Raw genomic sequence first — 20048 nt, 5'->3', positions numbered from 1 at the left:
TCGCGTCAGTCCTTGTGCTCCTCCCAGGCCTGGTCCCACGCGGTGCCCTTGCCCGGCTCATACGCCCAGCCAGCCATTGAACACCAGTTGGTGTACGGGAACGGCTTGCATCGGTACAGCTTGCCGTTGTTCGACACGATGTCGCCGGCGCCGTACTTGGTGCCTTCCTTGTATTGCGGATGGTTGCCGCCGCCGTTGCCGCCGCCGCTTTCGCCGCCGTTACCGCCGCCGTTTTCGCCGCCGCCGTTTTCGCCACCGCCGTTGCCGCCGCCGTTTTCGCCTTCGCCGTTGCCGAAGACCGTCCACGCATCGCTCCACGCGGAGCCCTTGCCCGGTTCATAGGCGGCCGGCGCACCCGAGCACCAGCCGCTGTACGGGAACGGCTTGCATTGGTACAGCTTGCCCAGGTTCGATACGACGTCACCGGCCTTGTACTGCGTACCGGCCTTGTATGCCGGGTACTGGCCACCTTCGCCGCCGCCGTTGCCACCACCGCCGTTACCGCCGCCGCCCGTATCCGTCGCCTTCACGAGCACCGTGTGCTGCGCGGTGGACGACAGCTTGCCGTCGCCGACCTTGACCGAGAACGTGAACGACTGGTCCTTCGCGAGCTTCGGCGCGGTGAAGTGCAGCGCCGGGCCGGAAGCCTGCGCATCGATGCCGGACGGAGTCGTCCACTGGAACGTCAGTTTGTCGCCGTCCGGATCGGTCGATTTCTCGGCCGAGAGGACCACGGCCTGACCGCCGTCCGCCTGGGCCGGGCCGTTGAGCCGTGCGACCGGCGGACGGTTTTCGGCCGGCGGCGGTTCGACCGACGATTCGGCCTGAGCGGTCACGACGACCTGGGCGGCATCCTTCAGTCCCGCCGGATCGGTCACCGTCACGCGGAACGTATAGCGGGTGTCCTGCTTGACCGCCGGGACGTCGACCGTCGCCTTCGCACTGGCGGGATTGCCGATCTTCAGCGGATCGCCGCCGATCTGTTCCCACTTGAAGGTCAGCTTGTCGCCGTCGGGATCGCGCGAGTTCGATGCGTCGAGCGTCACCGTCTGCGGCCCGGTGACCGTCATGCCGGCGCCCGCGTTCGCGATCGGCGGATGATTCTCCGCGCCGCTGCCGCCGTCGCCGTGACCGAGGCCCTCGTGCATCGCGTTCAGGATGTCGCCGTTGTCCGCGTCGATTTCCCACGAGAACATCCCGCCGAGTTGATGCTTGCGCACGTAGTCGCCCTTCGCGTTCACCGAGCGCGGATCGTCGAACGTGAGAAGCTCGCCGGTGCTCTTGTTGAACACGTACGGCGCCTCGGCGGTCTGGTCGTAGTGGTACTCGTAGCCGTTGATGCCCGCATTGTTCGGCCCGATCATTTCCGACTTGAGTTTCTTGTAGTCGAGAATGCCGGCTTCCCACTGCCCCTTGTGCGGCCCCTTCGCGGTGCCGGTGAACGGATTGCCGTCCGTGTAGCCCGACACGCCGGTCCAGCCGCGGGCGTATGCCGCCGCGCCGACGACGAGCTTCTTCGGATCGACGCCCTGCGCGAGCAGCGCCTTGATCGAGTTGTCGGTCGTGTACTTGGTGTCCGGCCGCGCCGCGGGTGCGTAGAGCGCCGTCTGGTGACCCAGCTCCGTCAGACTGAACGCACCGTAGAAGTCGTACGTCATGTCGAAGATGTAGTCCATGTACTTCGTGGCTTCCTTGTAGTTCACCACGTCGATCTTGTCCTTGCCCGCGCCGATCGCCGACGTCAGCTCGTAGGTCTTGCCGGTATCCGCCGACACGCGGTCGAGCATCTGCCGCAGCTCCTTCATCAGCGTCACGTACAGCGCGCCGTCCGTCTGCGGATTGCCAATCGCGCCGTTCGCGCCCTTCCCGCCCGGGAATTCCCAGTCGATGTCGACGCCGTCGAAGAACTTCCAGGTGCGCAGCAACTGTTCGGTCGAATCGACGAACACCTTGCGCTTGGCCGGATCGTGCAGATGGAAGAACGGATCGGACAGCGTCCAGCCGCCGATCGACGGCAGGATCTTGAGATTCGGGTTGCGTTTCTTCGCGGCCATCATCTGGCCGAGCACGCCCTTGAGCTTCGAGTTCGCGGTCTGGCCGGGCAGCGTCATGCCGAGCTCGCCCCACGTGTCGTGGATCGCGACGCTGAAGTCGGGCAGCCCCGCGCACGTCTGCTGCAGCGCGCGGAACGAATTCGGCACGTCGCGCGCGAGCGACGTGTTGATGTCCGCACCGCCGCAGATCGGAACGAAGCCGTACAGCATGTGCGTCAGGTTCTCGACCGGCACGTTGTCGACGTTGAACTTGCGGTCATAGACCGACCACGCCGCGAAGTAAGTGCCGACCACCGAGCCGGACGTGTTCTTGAAGTGCTTGTGCGCCTTGCTCGCGTTGTCGGGCAGCGTGTCGGCCAGTTCCGGAATCGTATCGAAGACGACCACGTCGATCGGCGCGCTGTCGGTCGATGCGCCGTTCGCGTCGATCACCCGGACTTGCATCTTCTTCACGCCCGGCGTCTTGACGTTGGTGACCACGGTCCCGCTCTGGTTGCCGCCGGGCGTCAGCTTGATTTCCGATGCGGCGTCGACCGCGCCGTCGACCACCGCGACCGCCTTCACCGCGGTTCCGTTGCTCCAGATGTCGAAGGGCAGCGGCACGTCGACCTTCTTGTTGAGCTTGACGATGTCCTTGTAGGGTGCGCTCCCGGCTTTCTGCAGGTCGATTTCGACGAAGCCGTGCGGCTGCGACGTGATTTCGTACTGCTTGAGGCTGGGTTTTCCGGGGGCTGCGAATGCCGCGTTCGCGAAACACAGCGCGCTGGCCGTGGCGATCGCCGCGAACGCAAGCGTCTGGTTACGGCCGGATGTACCGGCGATGCTCGCTCGATGGAGGTTGAGTTTATTCAGGCGCAATTTGATCGTCTTCCTTGAGTAATTGAAAAGAGTGTCTGAATCGACCTTCGTATTGTTTTTTACCCGCCGTCTCGCGCAAACCAATCTGAAGGATGTCTCAAGAAATGCCGGCCCCGAAGGCGCCGGACGCCGGTTTCTTGATGAATCGCTCAAGAAGATTCACGGCCCGGTCACGCTCGCGGAAACTGCAACCCGTGTCACATCCCAGTCGATGCATGACGCACATACGCCGGGCCTCGCGCAGGCACCGATCAACCTCTCTTACGAAAGCAGTATCGCCAGATACGATCAATCACCTACACACCATGAACAAACACACCGCGAACCGAACGCTCTTCAAACTGTCGCCGCTGGTTGCATGCGCTTCCATGTTCTTCGCACAACATGCGATCGCGCACGGCTATCTCTCCGATCCGCCGTCGCGCAACCTGATGTGCAGCTCGAAGCAGGGTCCGGCGTCGAACTTCAATTGCGGCTCGGTCACGTGGGAACCGCAGAGCGTCGAGGGCAAGCAGGGCTTTCCTCAGGCAGGCGCGCCGGACGGGCAGATCGCGAGCGGCGGCGTCGTGCAGTTCAGCGAACTCAACGAGCAGTCCGTCGATCGCTGGAAGACCAACGACATCAAGGCGGGCGCGCACCAGTTCAAATGGACGTTTACCGCGCCGCACGTGACGAAGGAGTTCAAGTACTACCTGACGAAGCAGGGCTGGAATCCGAACCTGCCGCTGACGCGCGACCAGTTCGACCTGACGCCGTTCTGCACGATCGACGGCGGCATGAAGAAGGCCGATGAGATCGGGCCGCACGGCTGCACGATTCCGTCGGACCGGACCGGGCATCACGTCATGCTGAGCACGTGGCACGTCGGCGACACGGCCGGCATGTTCTACAACGTCGCGGATCTCAACATCAAGGCGGACGGCGGTCCGACCGATCCGGGCAAGCCGAGCTGGTCGTCCGTGGGCAACATCGCGCCGACCGTCGACCTGAAGGCCGGCGACAAGGTCATGAACCGCGTGTTCAAGTCGGGCGGCGAAGTGCCGTCGATGAAGACGACCGTCACGATCGGCACGGCGGAACAGGGTGAACGCAACATGTGGCCGATGCTGCTCGCGAAGGAAATCAACCGCGTGCAATCGGCGAATCTGCTGGCCGGCATCGAGCGCGACGGGCGCATCGAACCGTCGCTCGGCGCGAACGACGTGTTCGCGAAGAGCGGCAGCGGCATCGTGCGCACGGAAACGACGGTCGAGAAAAAGCCGGAATCCGGCATCGACGAAAACTTCAGCATCACGAACAACCCCGAATTCAAGATCGAAAACGGCAAGGCGACGGCGAAGTTCTTCCTGAAGTTCAACCATTCGAAGGACACCAGCGTCACGGTGAAGGTTTACGACGCGGCCAATTCGATGGTCGGCTCGAAGTCGGCAACGATGCGGATGCAGGGCGACCTGAGCGTCGATATCGCGAATGCGAAGGCGGGCGCGCATACGGCCGTGGCGACGTCGCAGATCGAAGGCGGCACGCTGAAGCAGGAAACCGTCACGTTCAAGCTGACCGGCGGAACGGGCGGCGGCGAAGGCGCGCAGTGCCAGGCGGCGTGGAAGCAAGGCACGGCTTATACGGGCGGCGCCAAGGTGCAGCACGACGGCCGCACCTACGAGGCGCGCTGGTGGACCCAGAACGACGTGCCGGGCTCGCCGGCGACGACGGGCGCCGACCACACCGGCAAGGTCTGGAAGGACCTCGGCGCATGTAGCAAGTAAGGACGCCGGGAGGCTTCGTTCGAGCCGCACGCCGCCAGACGTGCGACTCGTTCGTCGCCGACGGATGCATGCGCAGCGCGTTTCGGGCAGGTCGAACCTGCCCTTTCGAAACCGGCTGCGCCTGCATCACGCTCGAAAAACAGCGTTATCGAAAGGCGCTTCGACTCGATCGAGTCCGTATCCGGGAAAGCGCCCAATCAATTCGTCATCTGAAACGAGATGACATTCCCAACCGCGCATCGCGCCGGATTTTCAACCGAGGGCATACAACGTGAAAACGAATACTCCGAAATGGATGAACAGGCGGGGCCAGCGAGGCTTCACCTTGCTGGAACTGCTGGTGGTGCTGCTGATCATCGCGCTGCTGGCGGGCTATGTCGGCCCGAAGCTCTTCTCGCAGGTCGACAAGGCAAAGGTCCGCTCGACCGAGTCGCAGATGAAGACGCTCGGCGACGCCGTCACGCAGTTCAGGCTCGATACGGGCCGCTACCCGAGCGCCGACGAGGGGCTCGACGCGCTGGTCAAGCAGCCGCAAAACGTCGACGGATGGAGCGGCCCGTATCTCGCGAAGGCCGTGCCGAAGGATGGCTGGGGGCGCGCCTATCAGTGGAACGTCCCGGGCCGCGACGGCGAGGCGGAGATCGTGTCGCTCGGGCGGGACGGTCGTGTAGGAGGGGGTGGCATCGATGCGGACCTCGTTTATGGCATGTAAGGGTCTGCGTCGCTGGACCGTCGCGGCGACGTTGTTCGTCGCATGCGCGTCCGGCGCCGCGGCCAAGGACTGTTTCACCCAGGCCGGCGAGCGGCACGGTATCGATCCGCTCCTGCTCGTCGCAATCGCAAAGGTCGAATCGTCGCTGAATCCCGACGCGATCAATTACAACCGGAACGGCACCTACGACATCGGCCTGATGCAGATCAACAGCTCGCATCTGCCGCGCTTGATCAAGACCGGCGTCACGCGCAAGCGCCTGATCGACGAACCGTGCACGTCGATCGATACCGGCGCATCGATTCTCGCCGGCTTCATCGAACGGCACGGCTATACCTGGAATGCGGTCGGCGCCTACAACGCCGGTTCTTCCGAGAAGCGCAAACCGGCACGCCAATCGTATGCGACCAAGGTCTGGCGCGAGTATCGCGCGCTTACCGTCGATCGCGGCGCCAGCATGGCGGCGCTCGACGCGTGGCGGAGGTAGCCATGGAATCGTTTCGGATACGGGTGCTCGTCGACGGCAAGGTCGCGCAGCAGACGATCGAGGCGGCGAGCGAGGCGGATGTGCGAGCCCGGATCGCGACTCAGGGCGGCGCCGTGCTCGATATCCGCCGCGTGCGCTTCGGCGGCCGGAAGCGCGCCGCGAAATTCGCGCTCGCGCTGTTCCTGCAGGAACTGTCGACCTTGCTCGATGCGGGCCTCGTGCTGATCGAGGCGCTCGAGGCATTGCGCGACAAGAACGACGCGGGCAAGGCGTCGAAGCATGTGATCGACCGGATTCTGTCGGTGATGTACGAGGGGCAGCCGTTTTCCGCGGCGCTCGCCCGGCAGCCCGACATATTTCCGGAACTGCTCGTCGCGACGATCGCATCGTCGGAGGGCAGCGGCCAGTTGCCGGTCGTGCTGAAACGCTACCAGCAATACGAAGTGCGGATCGAGCAGATCCGCAAGCGGGTCACCGGCGCGTTGATCTATCCGGCTGTCGTGATCGGCGTCGGCATCGCGATCCTGCTGTTCATGGCCTTCTTCGTGATACCGCGCTTCGCGGTGGTGTTCGAGTCGCTGACCGAGTTACCGCCGACCGCGCAGGCGATGCTCTGGTGGGCGACCGTGTTGCGCGAGAACGGCGCGGCGGTCGGTTTGGCGGTCGCCGCGACGTTCGTCGGTGCGGGACTGACGTTGCGCTCGGCTGCCTTCAAGCGCGCGGCGCGGCGGTCGATGTGGCGCGCGCCGAAGGTGCGCGACGTCTGCGCGCTGTTCGCGCTGACCCGCTTCTATCGGACCGTCGGACTCCTGATCGCCGGCGGCACGCCGGTGATCGAAGCGCTGCAGTTGTCGGGCAAGGTACTGCCCGAGCACTTGCGGCCGCGCCTGGCGGCCGCGCTGAGCGAGTTGCGCGCCGGACGCCCGGTGTCGACCGTGTTCGCGGCCCACGCATTGACGACGTCCGTCGCCGAGCGCCTGTTGCGCGTCGGCGAGCAGAGCGGCGATCTGGGCGGGATGTGCGAACACATCGCGCAGTTCCACGACGGCGCGCTCGACCGGTCCATCGAAATGATAAGCAAGATCTTCGAACCGGTGCTGATGCTCGCGGTCGGCGCAACGGTCGGCGCCGTGGTCTTGTTGCTTTACATGCCGATCTTCGAATTGGCCGGCAGCGTCGGATAACGATCCGCGCGATGACGCGTCGGCGACGCGATCCCACCTCCCTACTGGAGAATGCACAATGAATACGCAACACATGATTGAACGCTGGCAGACGGAATCCGGTACATCCGGCGCCGGATTCGCGCAGTACGTGGACGATCTGATGCGTGCCGACGCGACTCGGCTCGCCGACGTGGCGGCCTGCCTCGGCATCGAGCCGGTCGACGCCGACACGCTGCGTGCCGCGCCGACGCGTTTCGACCTGCTGCCGCTGCACGACGCGCTGTCGCTGCGCGCGCTGCCGATCGAGTTCGATGGCGCATCGCGCATCGTCGTCGCCGACCCGTTCGCGCGCACCGTGCGCGACGAGCTGCTCGCGCGCTTCGGCGCGAAGCCCGTCGGCGTCGCGATGAGCGTACCCGGCGAAGTCGAGCGCGTGCTCGGCGACATCGAGTCGAACGAGCGCCTGATGGACGACGTCACGATCGATGCGCCGGGCGAGACGCTCGCGCAGGTCACCGAATCGATCTCGCTTGCCAGCATCGCAAAGGACGAAAGTCCGATCATCCGGCTCGTCAACACGACGCTGTACGACGCGCTGCAGAGCCGCGCGAGCGACATCCACCTCGAATCGGCGGCCGACGGCCTGGCGATCCGCTATCGGATCGACGGCGTGCTGCAATCGATCCGCCACATTCCCGGCGTCGAAGCGGCGACGCAGACGATGTCGCGGCTCAAGGTGCTCGCCGCGCTCGACATCGCGGAAAAGCGCGTGCCCCAGGACGGCCGCTTCAAGGTCGTGATGCAAGGGCGCGAAATCGATTTCCGCGTATCGATCATTCCCGGAACCTACGGCGAAAACGCCGTGATGCGCGTGCTCGACAAGTCGCAGCGCGGCGACAGCGTGAGCCTCGACGTGCTCGGCTTCGACGCGCCGACCGCGCGCCGCGTGCGCGCGCTCGCGCATCGCCCCTACGGGCTCATGCTCGTGACGGGGCCGACCGGCAGCGGCAAGTCGACGACGCTCTATGCGGTGCTGTCGGAGGTCAACACGGGCGACGACAAGATCATCACGATCGAGGACCCGGTCGAATACGAGCTGAAAGGCGTGCTGCAGATTCCGGTCAACGAACGCAAGGGCTTGACGTTCGCGCGCGGGCTGCGCTCGATTCTGCGGCACGATCCGGATACGGTGATGGTCGGCGAAATCCGCGACGAGGAAACCGCGTCGATCGCGGTGCAGTCGGCGCTCACCGGCCACCGCGTGCTGTCGACCGTGCACGCGAACGACGGCTTCAGCGTGATCGACCGGTTCATCTACATGGGCGTCGAGCCGTCGACTTTTCTCGAGGCGCTCAACGGCGTCGTATCGCAGCGTCTCGTGCGGCGGATCTGCACGAGCTGCGGCGGCGCGGCGACGGACGGCGCGGATCTGGCCGGCGCGTCGCTCGACACGCTGCGGCGCGAGGTGGTGCCGGGCGGCGGCTGCGACACGTGCCGCGGCACCGGCTATCACGGCCGGATCGGGCTCGCCGAGGTGCTGACGCTGGACGCGCCGCTGAAGGCGGCGCTGCTCGAACGCTCGGTCGAGAAGCGCGCCCGCGCGCTCGAGAACAGCCCCGACTACCAGTCGATGCGCGATGCGGGGCTGGCGGCGGTGCGCGCGCGCATGACGACATTTCAGGAGGTGCAGCGTGCGATCGCTCTGGAATGACGTCACCGTGCTGATCGACGCCGATACGCTGAGCGTTTGGGTGCACGAGGGCCGCCGCGCGCCGTGCGCGGGCGCGCCGCATGAGGTCGTCGCGCACGAAGGCCGGCCGGCCGACGCGCTCGCGCGCGTGCTTGCCGGTCTGCCGAAAGCGCGCCTGCCGATGTGCAACCGCATGCACGTCGTCGTCGGGCATCCGTGGTCGCACGGCGTGGTGCTGCCCTGGCAGGAAGGTCTGGTGTCGGACGCCGCATGGGAAGCGTACGCGCGCATGCTGTTCGCCGCCCGCGCGCAACGCGGCGCGCTGCGCATCCTCATCGAGGACGAGCGGCGCGGCCGCACGCGCCTCGCGGTGGCGGCATGCGACGCGCTCCTCACGGCGCTCGTCGACGCGAGCCGCGCGGCCGGCTGGCGGATCGCGAGTTTTCGCGACGCGCTGTCGGCCTCGCTCGACGCACACGCCGCCCGGCTGGGCGGCGACGATTTCAGTTTCGCGCTGCGCCAGCCGCACGTGGTGACGTGTATTTTCCGGCGCTCGGGCGAATGGCGCGACGTGGTCACGTTGCCGCACGCCGGCGAGCGCGCCGACGACTGGTTTGCCGCAGCGGCGCTGATCGCCGGGCAGCCGGCCGGCGGCGACACGTATGCAAGCCGGTTCGACGGCTCGATGTTCTCCGGCGGCGACGCGGCGGGCGCATCGCCGGATCGCACCGGCGTCGAACCGACGGGCGCCGCAGCGGGGGAACCGGCATGAAGCGCCTGACGGGATTGAATTTCGCCGCGCCGCGCACGCGCGTCACGCCGTGGGCGGGCTTCGCGCTCTGTTGCGCACTGGCGGCGGGAATGTTCGCCGGCAGCGAATGGACCCGCGTCGATGCGCTTCGCGACGACGTCGACCGAATCGGCAAACAGATCGAGCAGCGGCAGCGCGTCATCGAGCGCGAACAGCGGCGGGAAAAGGCCAAAACGCCGGAACAGCGGCGCATCGAGCGCGTGCTTGCGGAGCAGAAGATGAGCGACAAAGGCTCGGGCCTGTCGGTGGTCGACTGGATCGAGCACGCGTGGAAGCCGCAGATCGCGCTGAAATCGCTGACGGTGGACAAGGCCGGTCGCGAGGCGCGCATCGAAGGCGGCGCCGCGGATCTGTCGCATATCTACCTGTTCGTCGACCGCCTGAACGACCGTCATCCGGACCGCAAGATCGGCCTGCTTCAGCATCGGACGAAGATCGAGGACGGCAAGAGCATCTTTCATTTCAGCTTGAGCATCGAACACCCATGACAAACCTGAAAGCCATCGACACGACGGCGCTCGCCGCGCGCTTGCGCTGGGGCGCCTACGCGGCGACCCGCAAGCTGCGCGTGCCCGGGCTGCTCGCGGCCGGCGCGGTCGTCGGGCTGCTCGGCCTGCACGCGCTTTACCTGCAGCCGGACGGCGCGCGACTCGACGCGGAGCGCGATGCGCTCGCGAAGGAACTGGCCGCGTTGCCGAAGCCGGGCCCGCAGGCGGGCGGCGGCAGCATGACGCTGCGGGACGTCCAGCAGTTGCGCAACAGCGAGCAGGCGTATTCGCTGTTCGAGATCCTGTCGCAGAACGGCCTGGAGCGAAAGCACGCCACCTACCGGCGCGAGGCCGAAGTAAAGGGGAAGCTGCGGCGGCTCACGATCAACATGGCGATGAGCGGCAGCTACTCCGGGCTGCGCAACGCGATGCGCACGATCGCCGACCAGCCGATGGTGCGCATCGAGAGCGTCGTCATCGAACGCGAAAAGATCGACAGCCCCATCGTCAACGTCGACCTTCGGGTCAGCTTGCTGGGGCCCGACACATGATGCCCCGATCCCTTTTCAGACTGGCGGCGGCGTGGGCCGTCGCAGTCGCCGCGAGCGGCACCCTTGCAGACGAGATCGCCGGTCAGCCACGCGTCGTCGACGTTTTTCCGGCCCAGAACTGGGCATCGCTCGGCGCGGAGGATGCGTCTGCCAGCGCACTCGCCGAAGCCGGCGTGTCCGAAGCGGAAGCGCCGGCGCTGGCCGATCCGATCGACGCCGCGCCGGCGCCTTCCGCGCCTTCCGAGCCGTCGGCGCCGTTCGAGATCGCCGGCGAATGGCGCGAGCAGGGGCAACGCATTGTCGTGCTGGATGGCGGCGGCCGGACCTTTCTGCTGTGCGGGCGCCGTTGCGGCGTCCGCGACGCCGTATTGCCGGGCGCCGAGATCGCCGACGGCTATCGGCTGAAGACGCTGCGCGAAACGGGCCCGGTCGTGATGACCCGCGACGGTGCGGACGTCGAGCTTTCGCCTCCGTCGCCGACCCCTTGAATTCCGAATCGAACCTTTATCGAACACCACCATGAAACGTACCGTCAGTCTATTACTCCTGGTCTCGACGCTCGCGCTGGCGGGCTGCGCGAGCACCCCGTTCAGCGCCCCCGCGGCCGACGCCGGAACGCCTGCCGAACGCCTCGGCACGCTCCAGCGGCAGAAGGAGATCGCACCGGAAGATATCCGGATCGCCACATCCGTCGAGCTGACCCGGCAGGAATACGTGCGCGCCGAATTGAAGGCCGCCGAGCGGCAAAGCACGCAGGGGAACCACGCCGCCGCGATCGATCACCTGAACAACGTGCTGGCCGAGGACGCCGGCAATCTCCGCGCCCGCCAGGAACTCGAGCAGGTCGCCAGCCGCCAGCAGATGGCGATCGAACTGTCGCGCGCGCAGCGCATCCGCGGCGAACAACCGCAGGAAGCGCTGGAGATCGCCCGGCGCATTCTTGCCGAGCAGCCGAACCACGCGGAGGCCAAGCGGCTGCGCGATTCGCTGTTGCGCGCGTCGCAGGCGAGCCGGCCGGTGCGTCCGCAACTGTCCGACGCGTTGCGCAAACCGGTTTCGCTCAATTTCAAGCAGCAGCCGATGTCGACCATTTTCGACGTGATCTCGCGCGTGTCCGGCGTGAACTTCGTGTTCGACCGCGACGTCGATACGAGCCAGCCCGCCACGATGTTCGCCGAGCGCACCACCGCGGAGGACGCGATCAACCTGCTGCTGCGCACGAACCAGCTCGAGAAGAAGGTGCTCGACAAGCACACGCTGCTCGTCTACCCGTCTCAGCCGGAGAAAAGCCGCAACTACACCGAGTTCGCGCTCAGGACGTTCTTCCTGTCGCACGCGGACGCGAAGTCGGTGATGGCCGCGCTGCGCCAGATGATCAAGCCCAAGGACATCTACGTGGACGAGCGGGTCAACGCGGTTGTCGTGCGCGACACGCCCGAAACGATCCAGGTTGCGGAGCGCGTCGTGATGGGGCTGGATATTCCGCAGTCCGAAGTCACGCTCGACGTGCAGGTCCTGGAAGTCAACATGAACGACAGCGTCGATCTCGGCGTCCAGTATCCGGGCCGCATTCAGTTCGGCGCGCTCGGCGGCGTCGACGGCGCCGTGCTGACGCTCGGCGACCTGCTGCGCGTGAACCGCGACCGGATCGGCGTATCGAGCGAATCCGGTGCGTTGTCGCTTGCGATCGACATGCTGCAGAAGCAGGGCAAGACCAAGACGCTCGCGAATCCGAAGATCCGCGTGCGGAACATGGAGAAGGCCAACATCAAGATCGGCGAACGCGTGCCGATCGTGACGACCACGAATGCGAACGGCGTCGTCACGGAATCGGTCAGCTACCAGGACGTCGGCCTGATGCTGAAGGTCGAGCCGCGCATCAGCCTCGACGACGAGGTCAGCGTGAAGGTCAACATGGAAGTCAGCAGCATCCTGTCGAAGGAAACCACCAAGACCGGCCTGGTTGCCTATGCACTCGGGACGCGCAATGCGGAAACGCTGATGACCGCGAGAAACGGCGAAACGCAGATCCTCGCCGGTCTGGTCAAGCGCAACGAGATCGAGAACGTTTCGGGGCTGCCCGGCATGTCGGGCCTGCCCGTCGTCGGCCGGCTGTTCGGCTCGAACGCCCGCAGCAACGAGCGCTCGGAAATCGTGCTGCTGATCACGCCGCACATCGAGCGCAACCTCGACTTGCCGACGTCGGCGGTCACGACGTTCCTGTCCGGGACGGAGGCGCGCATCACGACCGAGGCGCTGACGCTCGAAGCCGCGCCTGTACCGGCGCGGACGGTATCCACGAGCGGCCCGGATCTCGATGCTTCGATCGAGCCGACCGTACCCGCCGCGCAACCGGATACGGACAAGGTCGCCGACGGCGCGCCGGAAGCGGATGCGGAAACGAAAACGAAAACGAAAACGAAAGCGGATGCGGATGCGCGTCCGGCCGGCGAGCCCGGCGCCGCCAAAGACACGGCGGGCGAGCGCGGCGCGCATGGCGGCGGCATGATGCGCGTGCGCGCGGAGGCGGCCGCCCGGCCGTCGGCGGTCGCGCCTGCGCTCGACGAACAGACGGCGGCTCCGGCCGCTCCGGCCGCACAGCCGTCGAAGGCCGAGGCCGTCGCCAAGGCGGACTCGCGCTTCGAACCGGCAGCGCCCGCATCGGCGAAGCCCGGGCTGGTGGCCATGCTGCGTTCGCTGATCGGCTCGCTGGTGTCCTTCGTTGCCTCCGTCCGGAGCGACGGCCTGCCCGGCGCGACCCTGCAAGCCGATACGCCGGCGTGGCTGCCGCGCGCGGAGGGCTTCGCATGATCGCCCGGCGACGCGTTCGCGCACGCGGCTTCACGCTGATCGAACTGATGGTCGCGCTGACGCTGCTTGCGCTGCTCGCAACGGTTGCCTTGCCGCTGACCGATCTCGTCAAGCGTCGCGCCGCCGAAGCCGAGTTGCGCCGCTCGCTGGTCGTGATCCGTTCGGCGCTCGATGCGTACAAGGCCGCGGCCGACGACGGACGGGTCGAGCGCAGCGCCGACGCCAGCGGCTATCCGCCGGACCTGCGCACGCTTGTCGAAGGCGTCGAGGACAAGACGTCTCCGGGCGGCGCGCGACTGTATTTCCTGCGCAAGATTCCCGCCGATCCGATGTGCGAATGCGACGGCAAGGCGGCCGACGAGATGTGGGAAACGCGCAGCTACGCGAGCGATCCCGCATCCTTTTCGTCCGGCGAGGACGTATTCGACATTCGTTCGACCAATCGCAAGGAGGGCCTCAATGGCGTCCCGTACAACCAATGGTAGGCGAGCGCGGCGTGTCGCCGGCTTCACGCTCATCGAACTGCTCGTCGTCATGGCGATCATCGCGACGCTGACCGCGTTCGTCGCGCCCGGCTATCTGAAACAGGGCGACCGCGCCAGGGAAACGGTGCTGCGCCACAACCTGAACACGCTGCGACAGTCCATCGACGATTACCGGGCCGATAACGGTCGCAACCCGGATTCGCTCGACACGCTCGTCGCCAATCGCTACCTGCGCGAAGTGCCGCTCGACCCGGTGACGGGCAAACGCAATTCGTGGCTTCTGCTGGCCGGAGACGCCGGCGGCGTAGCCGACGTGAAGAGCGGCGCGAAGGGCCGCGCACTCGACGGAAGCGGCTATGAGACGTGGTAACCTGCGGCGGCGTCCACGCGCTCAACGCGGCATCGCGTATCTCGGCGTGCTGATGCTCGTCGCGGCGCTGGGCCTGGGAATGACCCAGGCAGCGCGCATCTGGAGCACCGTTCAGCAGCGCGACCGCGAAGCCCAGTTGCTGTTCGTCGGCGACCAGTTTCGCGCGGCGATCGCAAGCTACTACAATGCCGCAGGGCAGAACCGCTATCCGGCGTCGCTCGACGCCCTGCTGGAGGATCGCCGGACCTTGCCGACGCAGCGGCATTTGCGACGCCTGTATGCCGACCCGCTGACCGGCTCGACTTCCTGGGGGCTCGTGAAAGCGCCGGACGGCGGGATCATGGGCGTGTTCAGCGAAGCGTCCGGCCGGCCGCTGAAACGCCAGGGGTTCCCGGTCCGCTACGAGGCCTTCGGCGATCGCGACACGTATGGCGAATGGACGTTTGCATATTTGCCGCCTGCGCCCGGCGACGGCTCCGCGAACGGAGCCGGCACGTCGACGGGCGCGGCGGCACACTGAGAGTGAAACGACATGATCGTTGCAATCCTGGAAGACAACGTGATGCAGGCGGGCGTCGTGGTCCGATGGCTCGAGAAGGCCGGCTACGAGATCGAGGTGCGTCACGATGGAGAAAGTTTTGTCGAGCTGGTGCGTTCCCGGCGTGTCGACGTGCTGCTGCTCGACTGGGACGTGCCCGGCATGTCGGGCATCGACGTGATGCGATGGGCGCGGGAATCGTTCGCCGATACGCTGCCGATCATCATGATGACGCAGCACGACGGCGAGGACGATATCGTCTTCGGTCTCAACAACGGCGCCGACGACTATCTCGTCAAACCGCTTCGAGAGCGCGAGCTGATCGCGCGCGTGAGCGCCCAGGTGCGAAAATACTATCCGGAAACCCGGCGACCGAAGCTCGTCGAGGTCGGCAAGTTCGCGCTCGACACGGGCAGGCATGTCGCGACCGTCGACGGCGAGCCGGTCGAACTGGCCCAGCGCGAATTCGATCTCGCGCTGATGCTGTTCGAAAGCGTCGGCCAGATCGTGTCCAAGGACATGATGATCAAGCAGATATGGGGCGTCATCGACCGCAAGTACGACGCGACGCTGGCCACCTATGTGAGCACGCTGCGCAAGAGTCTGGGACTGCGGCCGAAGAACGGGCTCATCATTTCGACGATATACAACTACGGGTACCGGCTCGAACGGACCTGACCCGCCGGCGGGCCCGCTTGGTTCCCGCGGCTGTCATGGAGACGGTCGCGGGGGTTTAGAAATCGTTCAGGTTCTTTTGCATCCTGCAACGCGGCCAAGATAATTCTCATCTTTGAGTCATGCCGATCAATCGGTCGGCAACAGATAAAGGATGTTGAATCATGTCTTCCGTTTCGCAGGTACACACATGGCGCCGCTCGCCGAGCGTCGACCGATACGATCGGCTTTCCCGCTCGCTGCACTGGGTATTCGCGGCCATCATTCTCTATACGATGGTTGCAGGCATCTCGCTTCATTTCATCACGCACCCGAAGATCTGGGCTTTCGTGTCGACGCTCAACATGTCGCTCGCGACGTGCCTGATCGTCCTGTTTCCGCTGCGGTATTTGTGGTCGTTCTTCCGCAGGACGCCGCCGGAGATTCGTTCGATTCCGGACAAGCAGCGCGCGATTGCGCATCTGGTTCATTCGCTCATTTACGCGCTGATCGCCGTCGTCCTGGTGAGCGGCTACATGATGGTGCCTGAAGGGTACTGGCTGTTCTGGACGGTATTCGTGAAAACGCCGTTCTCCGCCGGCCCGATTACCGAGCACTGGTTCGCACTGCACAAGGTTGCGTGCTACACGCTGGCCGCTCTGGTGGCGGCGCATGCCGGCGCCGCGCTGAAGCATCATTTCGTGTCGAAGAACGATGTCCTGAAGCGCATGCTTTGAAAGCGATCGGGCCGATCGCCTCGCCGATCAAGGCAAGGAACCGCGACGAAGCGTGGCGCAACCAGCCAGTACGGTAACGAAGGCCTCATGGCGAACGGAATGACGGCCGAAAGCGGCGGCATGCGACGCGCCCCAAGCACGAGCGCGCGAACACGGAGTCGCCACGTTCGTCGCCGTGGCCGAATCGACCGACGCGCGCACGTTCGGCCGGTTCGCGCCGTTGCCGAACACGAGCGTCGTGTAGGTGTTGCCGTCGGCATCCTTGCCCGCCACCTGGTCGAGTTCGTACTCGAGATGGCGCATCGAGCTGAACAGGCCGATCAGCTTGCCGCTGCCGGCCTGTGTGAGCCGATCCTTCGTGGCCACGACCGTGTAGCCCTCCTCCTTCATTTCGTTGAGCAGGTTGCGACCGTCCGCGCGCCCGCGCTTGTCGGCCACCGGATCGAACCGCGCCCAGTGGTTGCGGCCCCCGCCCATCGGCACGTCGACGCCGCCGATTGAAAGAATTCGAAGGATTGATGAAAGGCAACGGCGAGGCGCCACGACCGGGCGCCCCGCTCGCAGCGGCATCACCCCGCGTGCTCGGCCGTGACGCTGCGCACGGTCACGATGCGTGCGGGCGGTATGTTTGCCCACACGATCCGGCTGCCGCAGGCGACGAATGCCGAATCGCCGAGCGGATGGCGGCCGGGCGGCCGCAGGTCGTACGTGAACTGAATCATCACGCCGTCGGCCGACAGCACGCGATGGCACTGGTCGACGATCGCCGTCACGTCCTGGCGCGGCAGCGTGCGCAGCGGCAGGCACGACACGATCGCGTCGACGCGCGCCCCGGGCGGCAGCAGCCGCTCGAGCTGCCGCGCGTCGCCCGACACGACCGGGATTCCCGGAAAGCGTCGCCGCAGATGCCGGACGAACGCCGGCGAACGCTCGACCACGACGAGCCGCCGTGGCGCGACGCCGCGTTCGAGCAACGCCGCGGTGATCGCGCCGGTGCCGCCGCCGAGCTCGACGACCAGCCCGTTGCCGTCCGGCACCGCGTCGGCCATCTCGCGCGCCAGTTGCCGCGAACTCGGGCACAACGCCCCCACCGCGGCCGGACGGCCGACCCACTCGCGCACGAACAGCGCCGAGACACGCCACGCGTTCGGCCACATCATGGGCGGCCCTCGCGCGGCTGCGCTGTCGGCCTCGACGTGCCGACGGCTTCGTTGAACAGGACTACGGCGACACGGGGCTTTGGCATGCGCATCCTCCTGGACGAGGCGGTCCGCCGCAGGAAGAGCGACGTTCAAATCGATTCTAGGAAACGCAAACTTAAGGCGACGTGAAGATTGTCCCTGATTCCGCTGATCAATTCGTGCCAGATCGGCCGCCGCATCGCGCACGGCACCGCATCACCGCAGGTTGGTTCTCGCCAGCTCGACGATCTCGTCGCCTCGCCCGCTGAGAATCGCGCGCAGCATGAACAGGCTGAAGCCCTTCGCATGCGCGAGTTCGATCTTCGGCGGCATCGCAAGCTCGTACTTCGACGTGACGACGTCGACGACAGCCGGCCCGTCGTGCGCGAACGCCAGGCGCAGCGCTTCCTCGACGTTCTCCGAATGCTCGACGCGCACGCTGAAGATGCCCGCGCCCTTCGCGATCGCCGCGAAGTCGGTCGGGCTCAGGTCGACGTTCGTGTCGAGATAGCCGGCCGCCTTCAGCTCCATCGACACGAAGCCGAGCAGGCTGTTGTTGTACACGACGATCTTGATCGGCAGCTTGAGCTGGCGTGCGGTAAGCAGATCGCCGAGCAACATGGACAGCCCGCCGTCACCGGACAGCGATACCACCTGCCGCCCCGGATGCGCGCCCTGCGCGCCGAGCGCCTGCGGCATCGCGTTCGCCATCGAGCCGTGATTGAACGAGCCGTGCAGTTGCCGCTTGCCGTTCATCGTCAGGTAGCGCGCGGCCCACAGCGTCGGCGTGCCGACGTCGGCGGTGAAGATCGCGTCTTCCGCCGCGACTTCGTCGACGATCTTCGTCAGGTATTGCGGGTGGATCGCGCGGCCCGGCGGCTCGGCCACCGCGAGATCGTCGAGCCCCTTGCGCGCCGCCGCGTAATGCTTCAACGCGTTTTCGAGGAAACGCCGCTGCGTCTTGCGCGTGAGGCGCGGCAGCAGCGCCGCGATCGTTTCCTTCACGGTGCCGACGAGGCCGAGCGCGAGCGGCGCGCGATGCCCGAGCTGCGAGCCCTTCCAGTCGATCTGCGCAACCTTCGCGTTCGACGGATAAAACGGCCGGTACGGGAAATCCGTGCCGAGCATCAACAGCGTGTCGCACGACTCCATCGCGTGATAGCCCGAGCTGAAGCCGATCAACCCCGTCATCCCGACGTCGAACGGATTGTCCCATTCGACGAACTGCTTGCCGCGCAGCGCATGCACGACCGGCGCGCCGAGCGTGTCGGCCAGCGCGACCACTTCATCGTGCGCGCCCTGCGTGCCGCTGCCGCACAGCAGCGTCACCGCGTCGGACGCGTTAAGCAGCGCCGCGAGCCGGTCGAGATCGGCGTCGGCCGGCAGGATCGACGGCGGCGCCGATTCGCTCCACGCCGGCAGCTCGTCCGGGCCGTCGCCGAGCGCGATGTCGCCCGGCAGCACGATCACCGCGACGCCGCGCTCGTCGATCGCGGTGCGCATCGCGCGCGCGAGCACGCGCGGGAACTGCGATGCGTTCGTCACGAGCTCCGCGAAGTGACTGCATTCGCGGAACAACTCCTGCGGATGGGTTTCCTGGAAGTAGCCGAGGCCGATCTCGGTCGACGGAATGTGCGCGGCGATCGCGAGCACCGGCTGGTGATTGCGGTGGCAGTCGTACAGCCCGTTGATCAGGTGCAGGTTACCGGGGCCGCAGCTGCCCGCGCACACCGCAAGCTGCCCGGTCGACGCGGCGTCCGCGCCGGCCGCGAACGCGGCGCTTTCCTCGTGCCGCGTATGCATCCAGCGGATCGAGCCGATCTGGCTCAGGCTGAACGACAGGCCGTTCAGGCTGTCGCCCGTCACGCCCCAGATGCGCTCGACGCCCGCTGCCGCCAGCGTCTTCGCCAGGTATTCCGCCATCGTCTGTTTAGCCATGCTGTCCTCGCTCGTTGATGGGTCGTCACACGAATGAACCGGCTCCGGTGGCCGCCTGCGCCACCGAACGGATGAGCATACGCGATCGCTTCGCGCCGCGTCGTGAACGTGCGACGCGCTTGCGCGCGTTGCGTTCGGTCCCTTTCGGCGGTGTCGGGCAACTGTCGCCGTTTCGTCGGCCAATGGACGGATTGACGGGTATGCCTGGCGCCGGTCCGGCGCGCATTCGTCGAAGCCGCGCGCCTACAACGGCAACGCATGCGTCGAAAGAATCTCTTTGAGCACCATGAACGAGCGCACCTGACGCACGCCGGGCAGGTACAGCAGCTGTTCGGCGTGCAACCGGTTGAAGCTGTCGTTGTCGCGCGTGCGCACCAGCATGAAGTAGTCGAACTCGCCGGTCACGACGTGGCATTCGACACATCCCGACACTTTCTGCGCGGCCTTCTCGAACGCGGCGAACGCTTCGGGCGTCGAGCGATCCAGCACGAAGCCGATCACGACCAGCATCCCCGCGCCGAGCGGCTTCGGATCGAGCAACGCGACGATGCCGCGGATCAGCCCCATCTCCTTCAACCTTTCGACGCGCCGCAGGCACGCCGGCGCGCTCAGCTTCACCTTCGCCGCGAGGCTCACGTTGGAGATCGACGCGTCCTGCTGCAGTTGCCGCAGGATCGCGCGGTCGATGCGATCGAGCGCCGGTGCGGCGTCAGCCGGCGATGCGCTCCCTCGATCTAATTTCATTGCGTCA

Annotated in this window: 19 protein-coding genes and 1 pseudogene; 15 read left to right on the top strand and 5 right to left on the bottom strand. The window is 66.2% G+C overall.

Annotated elements, in window-relative coordinates; all coding sequences use genetic code 11:
• Positions 1 to 5: 5 nt before the first annotated feature.
• Positions 6 to 2906, bottom strand: a complete 2901-nt coding sequence (locus HWX36_RS29325; protein ID WP_244136561.1) for a glycosyl hydrolase family 18 protein — start codon at positions 2904 to 2906, stop codon at positions 6 to 8.
• Positions 2907 to 3217: 311 nt separating this feature from the next.
• On the opposite strand from HWX36_RS29325, the gene gbpA reads away from it, so the two are divergent.
• The 15 genes from gbpA to HWX36_RS29250 all read left to right on the top strand — a co-directional run bounded on the left by gbpA (position 3218) and on the right by HWX36_RS29250 (position 16178).
• Positions 3218 to 4678 (top strand): N-acetylglucosamine-binding protein GbpA, encoded by a 1461-nt coding sequence (gene gbpA / locus HWX36_RS29320; RefSeq protein ID WP_175957106.1) that lies wholly within the window; start codon positions 3218 to 3220, stop codon positions 4676 to 4678.
• 271 nt (positions 4679 to 4949) lie between these two features.
• On the top strand, positions 4950 to 5390 hold the full coding sequence (gene gspG, locus HWX36_RS29315) for a type II secretion system major pseudopilin GspG (protein WP_175957104.1): 441 nt from the start codon (positions 4950 to 4952) through the stop codon (positions 5388 to 5390).
• A complete protein-coding gene (locus HWX36_RS29310; RefSeq protein WP_244136548.1) occupies positions 5380 to 5877 on the top strand; it encodes a lytic transglycosylase domain-containing protein in 498 nt (165 codons plus the stop codon). Before gspG ends, HWX36_RS29310 begins: the two co-directional genes overlap by 11 nt.
• 2 nt (positions 5878 to 5879) lie before the next feature.
• Positions 5880 to 7061, top strand: a complete 1182-nt coding sequence (locus tag HWX36_RS29305; protein WP_175957099.1) for a type II secretion system F family protein — start codon at positions 5880 to 5882, stop codon at positions 7059 to 7061.
• Positions 7062 to 7119: 58 nt separating this feature from the next.
• A complete protein-coding gene (locus HWX36_RS29300; protein WP_175957097.1) occupies positions 7120 to 8754 on the top strand; it encodes a GspE/PulE family protein in 1635 nt (544 codons plus the stop codon).
• On the top strand, positions 8735 to 9505 hold the full coding sequence (locus HWX36_RS37400; protein WP_244136547.1) for a hypothetical protein: 771 nt from the start codon (positions 8735 to 8737) through the stop codon (positions 9503 to 9505). Before HWX36_RS29300 ends, HWX36_RS37400 begins: the two co-directional genes overlap by 20 nt.
• On the top strand, positions 9502 to 10032 hold the full coding sequence (locus tag HWX36_RS29290; RefSeq protein ID WP_175957095.1) for a hypothetical protein: 531 nt from the start codon (positions 9502 to 9504) through the stop codon (positions 10030 to 10032). Before HWX36_RS37400 ends, HWX36_RS29290 begins: the two co-directional genes overlap by 4 nt.
• Complete coding sequence (locus tag HWX36_RS29285; RefSeq protein ID WP_175957093.1) at positions 10029 to 10583, top strand: hypothetical protein; 555 nt, start codon at positions 10029 to 10031, stop codon at positions 10581 to 10583. Before HWX36_RS29290 ends, HWX36_RS29285 begins: the two co-directional genes overlap by 4 nt.
• Positions 10583 to 11071 carry a hypothetical protein gene (locus tag HWX36_RS29280; RefSeq protein ID WP_244136546.1) on the top strand — a complete coding sequence of 163 codons (489 nt, stop codon included), beginning with the start codon at positions 10583 to 10585 and terminating at the stop codon, positions 11069 to 11071. Before HWX36_RS29285 ends, HWX36_RS29280 begins: the two co-directional genes overlap by 1 nt.
• Complete coding sequence (locus tag HWX36_RS29275) at positions 11031 to 13394, top strand: secretin N-terminal domain-containing protein (RefSeq protein WP_244136545.1); 2364 nt, start codon at positions 11031 to 11033, stop codon at positions 13392 to 13394. The genes HWX36_RS29280 and HWX36_RS29275 overlap by 41 nt, the downstream gene beginning before the upstream one ends.
• Complete coding sequence (locus HWX36_RS29270; RefSeq protein ID WP_175957089.1) at positions 13391 to 13879, top strand: type II secretion system protein; 489 nt, start codon at positions 13391 to 13393, stop codon at positions 13877 to 13879. Before HWX36_RS29275 ends, HWX36_RS29270 begins: the two co-directional genes overlap by 4 nt.
• Positions 13854 to 14249, top strand: a complete 396-nt coding sequence (locus HWX36_RS29265; protein ID WP_175957086.1) for a prepilin-type N-terminal cleavage/methylation domain-containing protein — start codon at positions 13854 to 13856, stop codon at positions 14247 to 14249. The genes HWX36_RS29270 and HWX36_RS29265 overlap by 26 nt, the downstream gene beginning before the upstream one ends.
• 52 nt (positions 14250 to 14301) lie before the next feature.
• Positions 14302 to 14769, top strand: coding sequence for a type II secretion system protein (locus HWX36_RS29260; protein ID WP_244136560.1), 468 nt, complete (start codon positions 14302 to 14304; stop codon positions 14767 to 14769).
• 12 nt (positions 14770 to 14781) lie between these two features.
• Positions 14782 to 15465, top strand: a complete 684-nt coding sequence (locus HWX36_RS29255; RefSeq protein ID WP_175957081.1) for a response regulator transcription factor — start codon at positions 14782 to 14784, stop codon at positions 15463 to 15465.
• A gap of 161 nt (positions 15466 to 15626) precedes the next feature.
• Positions 15627 to 16178, top strand: coding sequence for a cytochrome b/b6 domain-containing protein (locus HWX36_RS29250; protein ID WP_175957079.1), 552 nt, complete (start codon positions 15627 to 15629; stop codon positions 16176 to 16178).
• 159 nt (positions 16179 to 16337) lie between these two features.
• Here HWX36_RS29250 and HWX36_RS29245 read toward each other — a convergent pair.
• From HWX36_RS29245 to HWX36_RS29230, 4 genes and pseudogenes are all read right to left on the bottom strand, one after another.
• A pseudogene (locus HWX36_RS29245) lies at positions 16338 to 16679 on the bottom strand (alkaline phosphatase); the annotation flags it as partial.
• A 68-nt stretch (positions 16680 to 16747) separates the two neighbouring features.
• The gene (locus tag HWX36_RS29240; RefSeq protein ID WP_175957078.1) at positions 16748 to 17338 is read right to left on the bottom strand and encodes a methyltransferase domain-containing protein; all 591 of its coding nucleotides are present in this window, start codon (positions 17336 to 17338) and stop codon (positions 16748 to 16750) included.
• Positions 17339 to 17575: 237 nt separating this feature from the next.
• The gene (poxB, locus tag HWX36_RS29235; RefSeq protein WP_175957075.1) at positions 17576 to 19297 is read right to left on the bottom strand and encodes a ubiquinone-dependent pyruvate dehydrogenase; all 1722 of its coding nucleotides are present in this window, start codon (positions 19295 to 19297) and stop codon (positions 17576 to 17578) included.
• Positions 19298 to 19540: 243 nt separating this feature from the next.
• Complete coding sequence (locus tag HWX36_RS29230; protein ID WP_069250588.1) at positions 19541 to 20041, bottom strand: Lrp/AsnC family transcriptional regulator; 501 nt, start codon at positions 20039 to 20041, stop codon at positions 19541 to 19543.
• Positions 20042 to 20048 lie beyond the last annotated feature (7 nt).

The sequence above is a fragment of the Burkholderia sp. BCC0405 genome (genome assembly GCF_902833075.1).
GTDB lineage: Bacteria > Pseudomonadota > Gammaproteobacteria > Burkholderiales > Burkholderiaceae > Burkholderia.
This window is presented reverse-complemented; position numbering and strand designations above follow the sequence as displayed.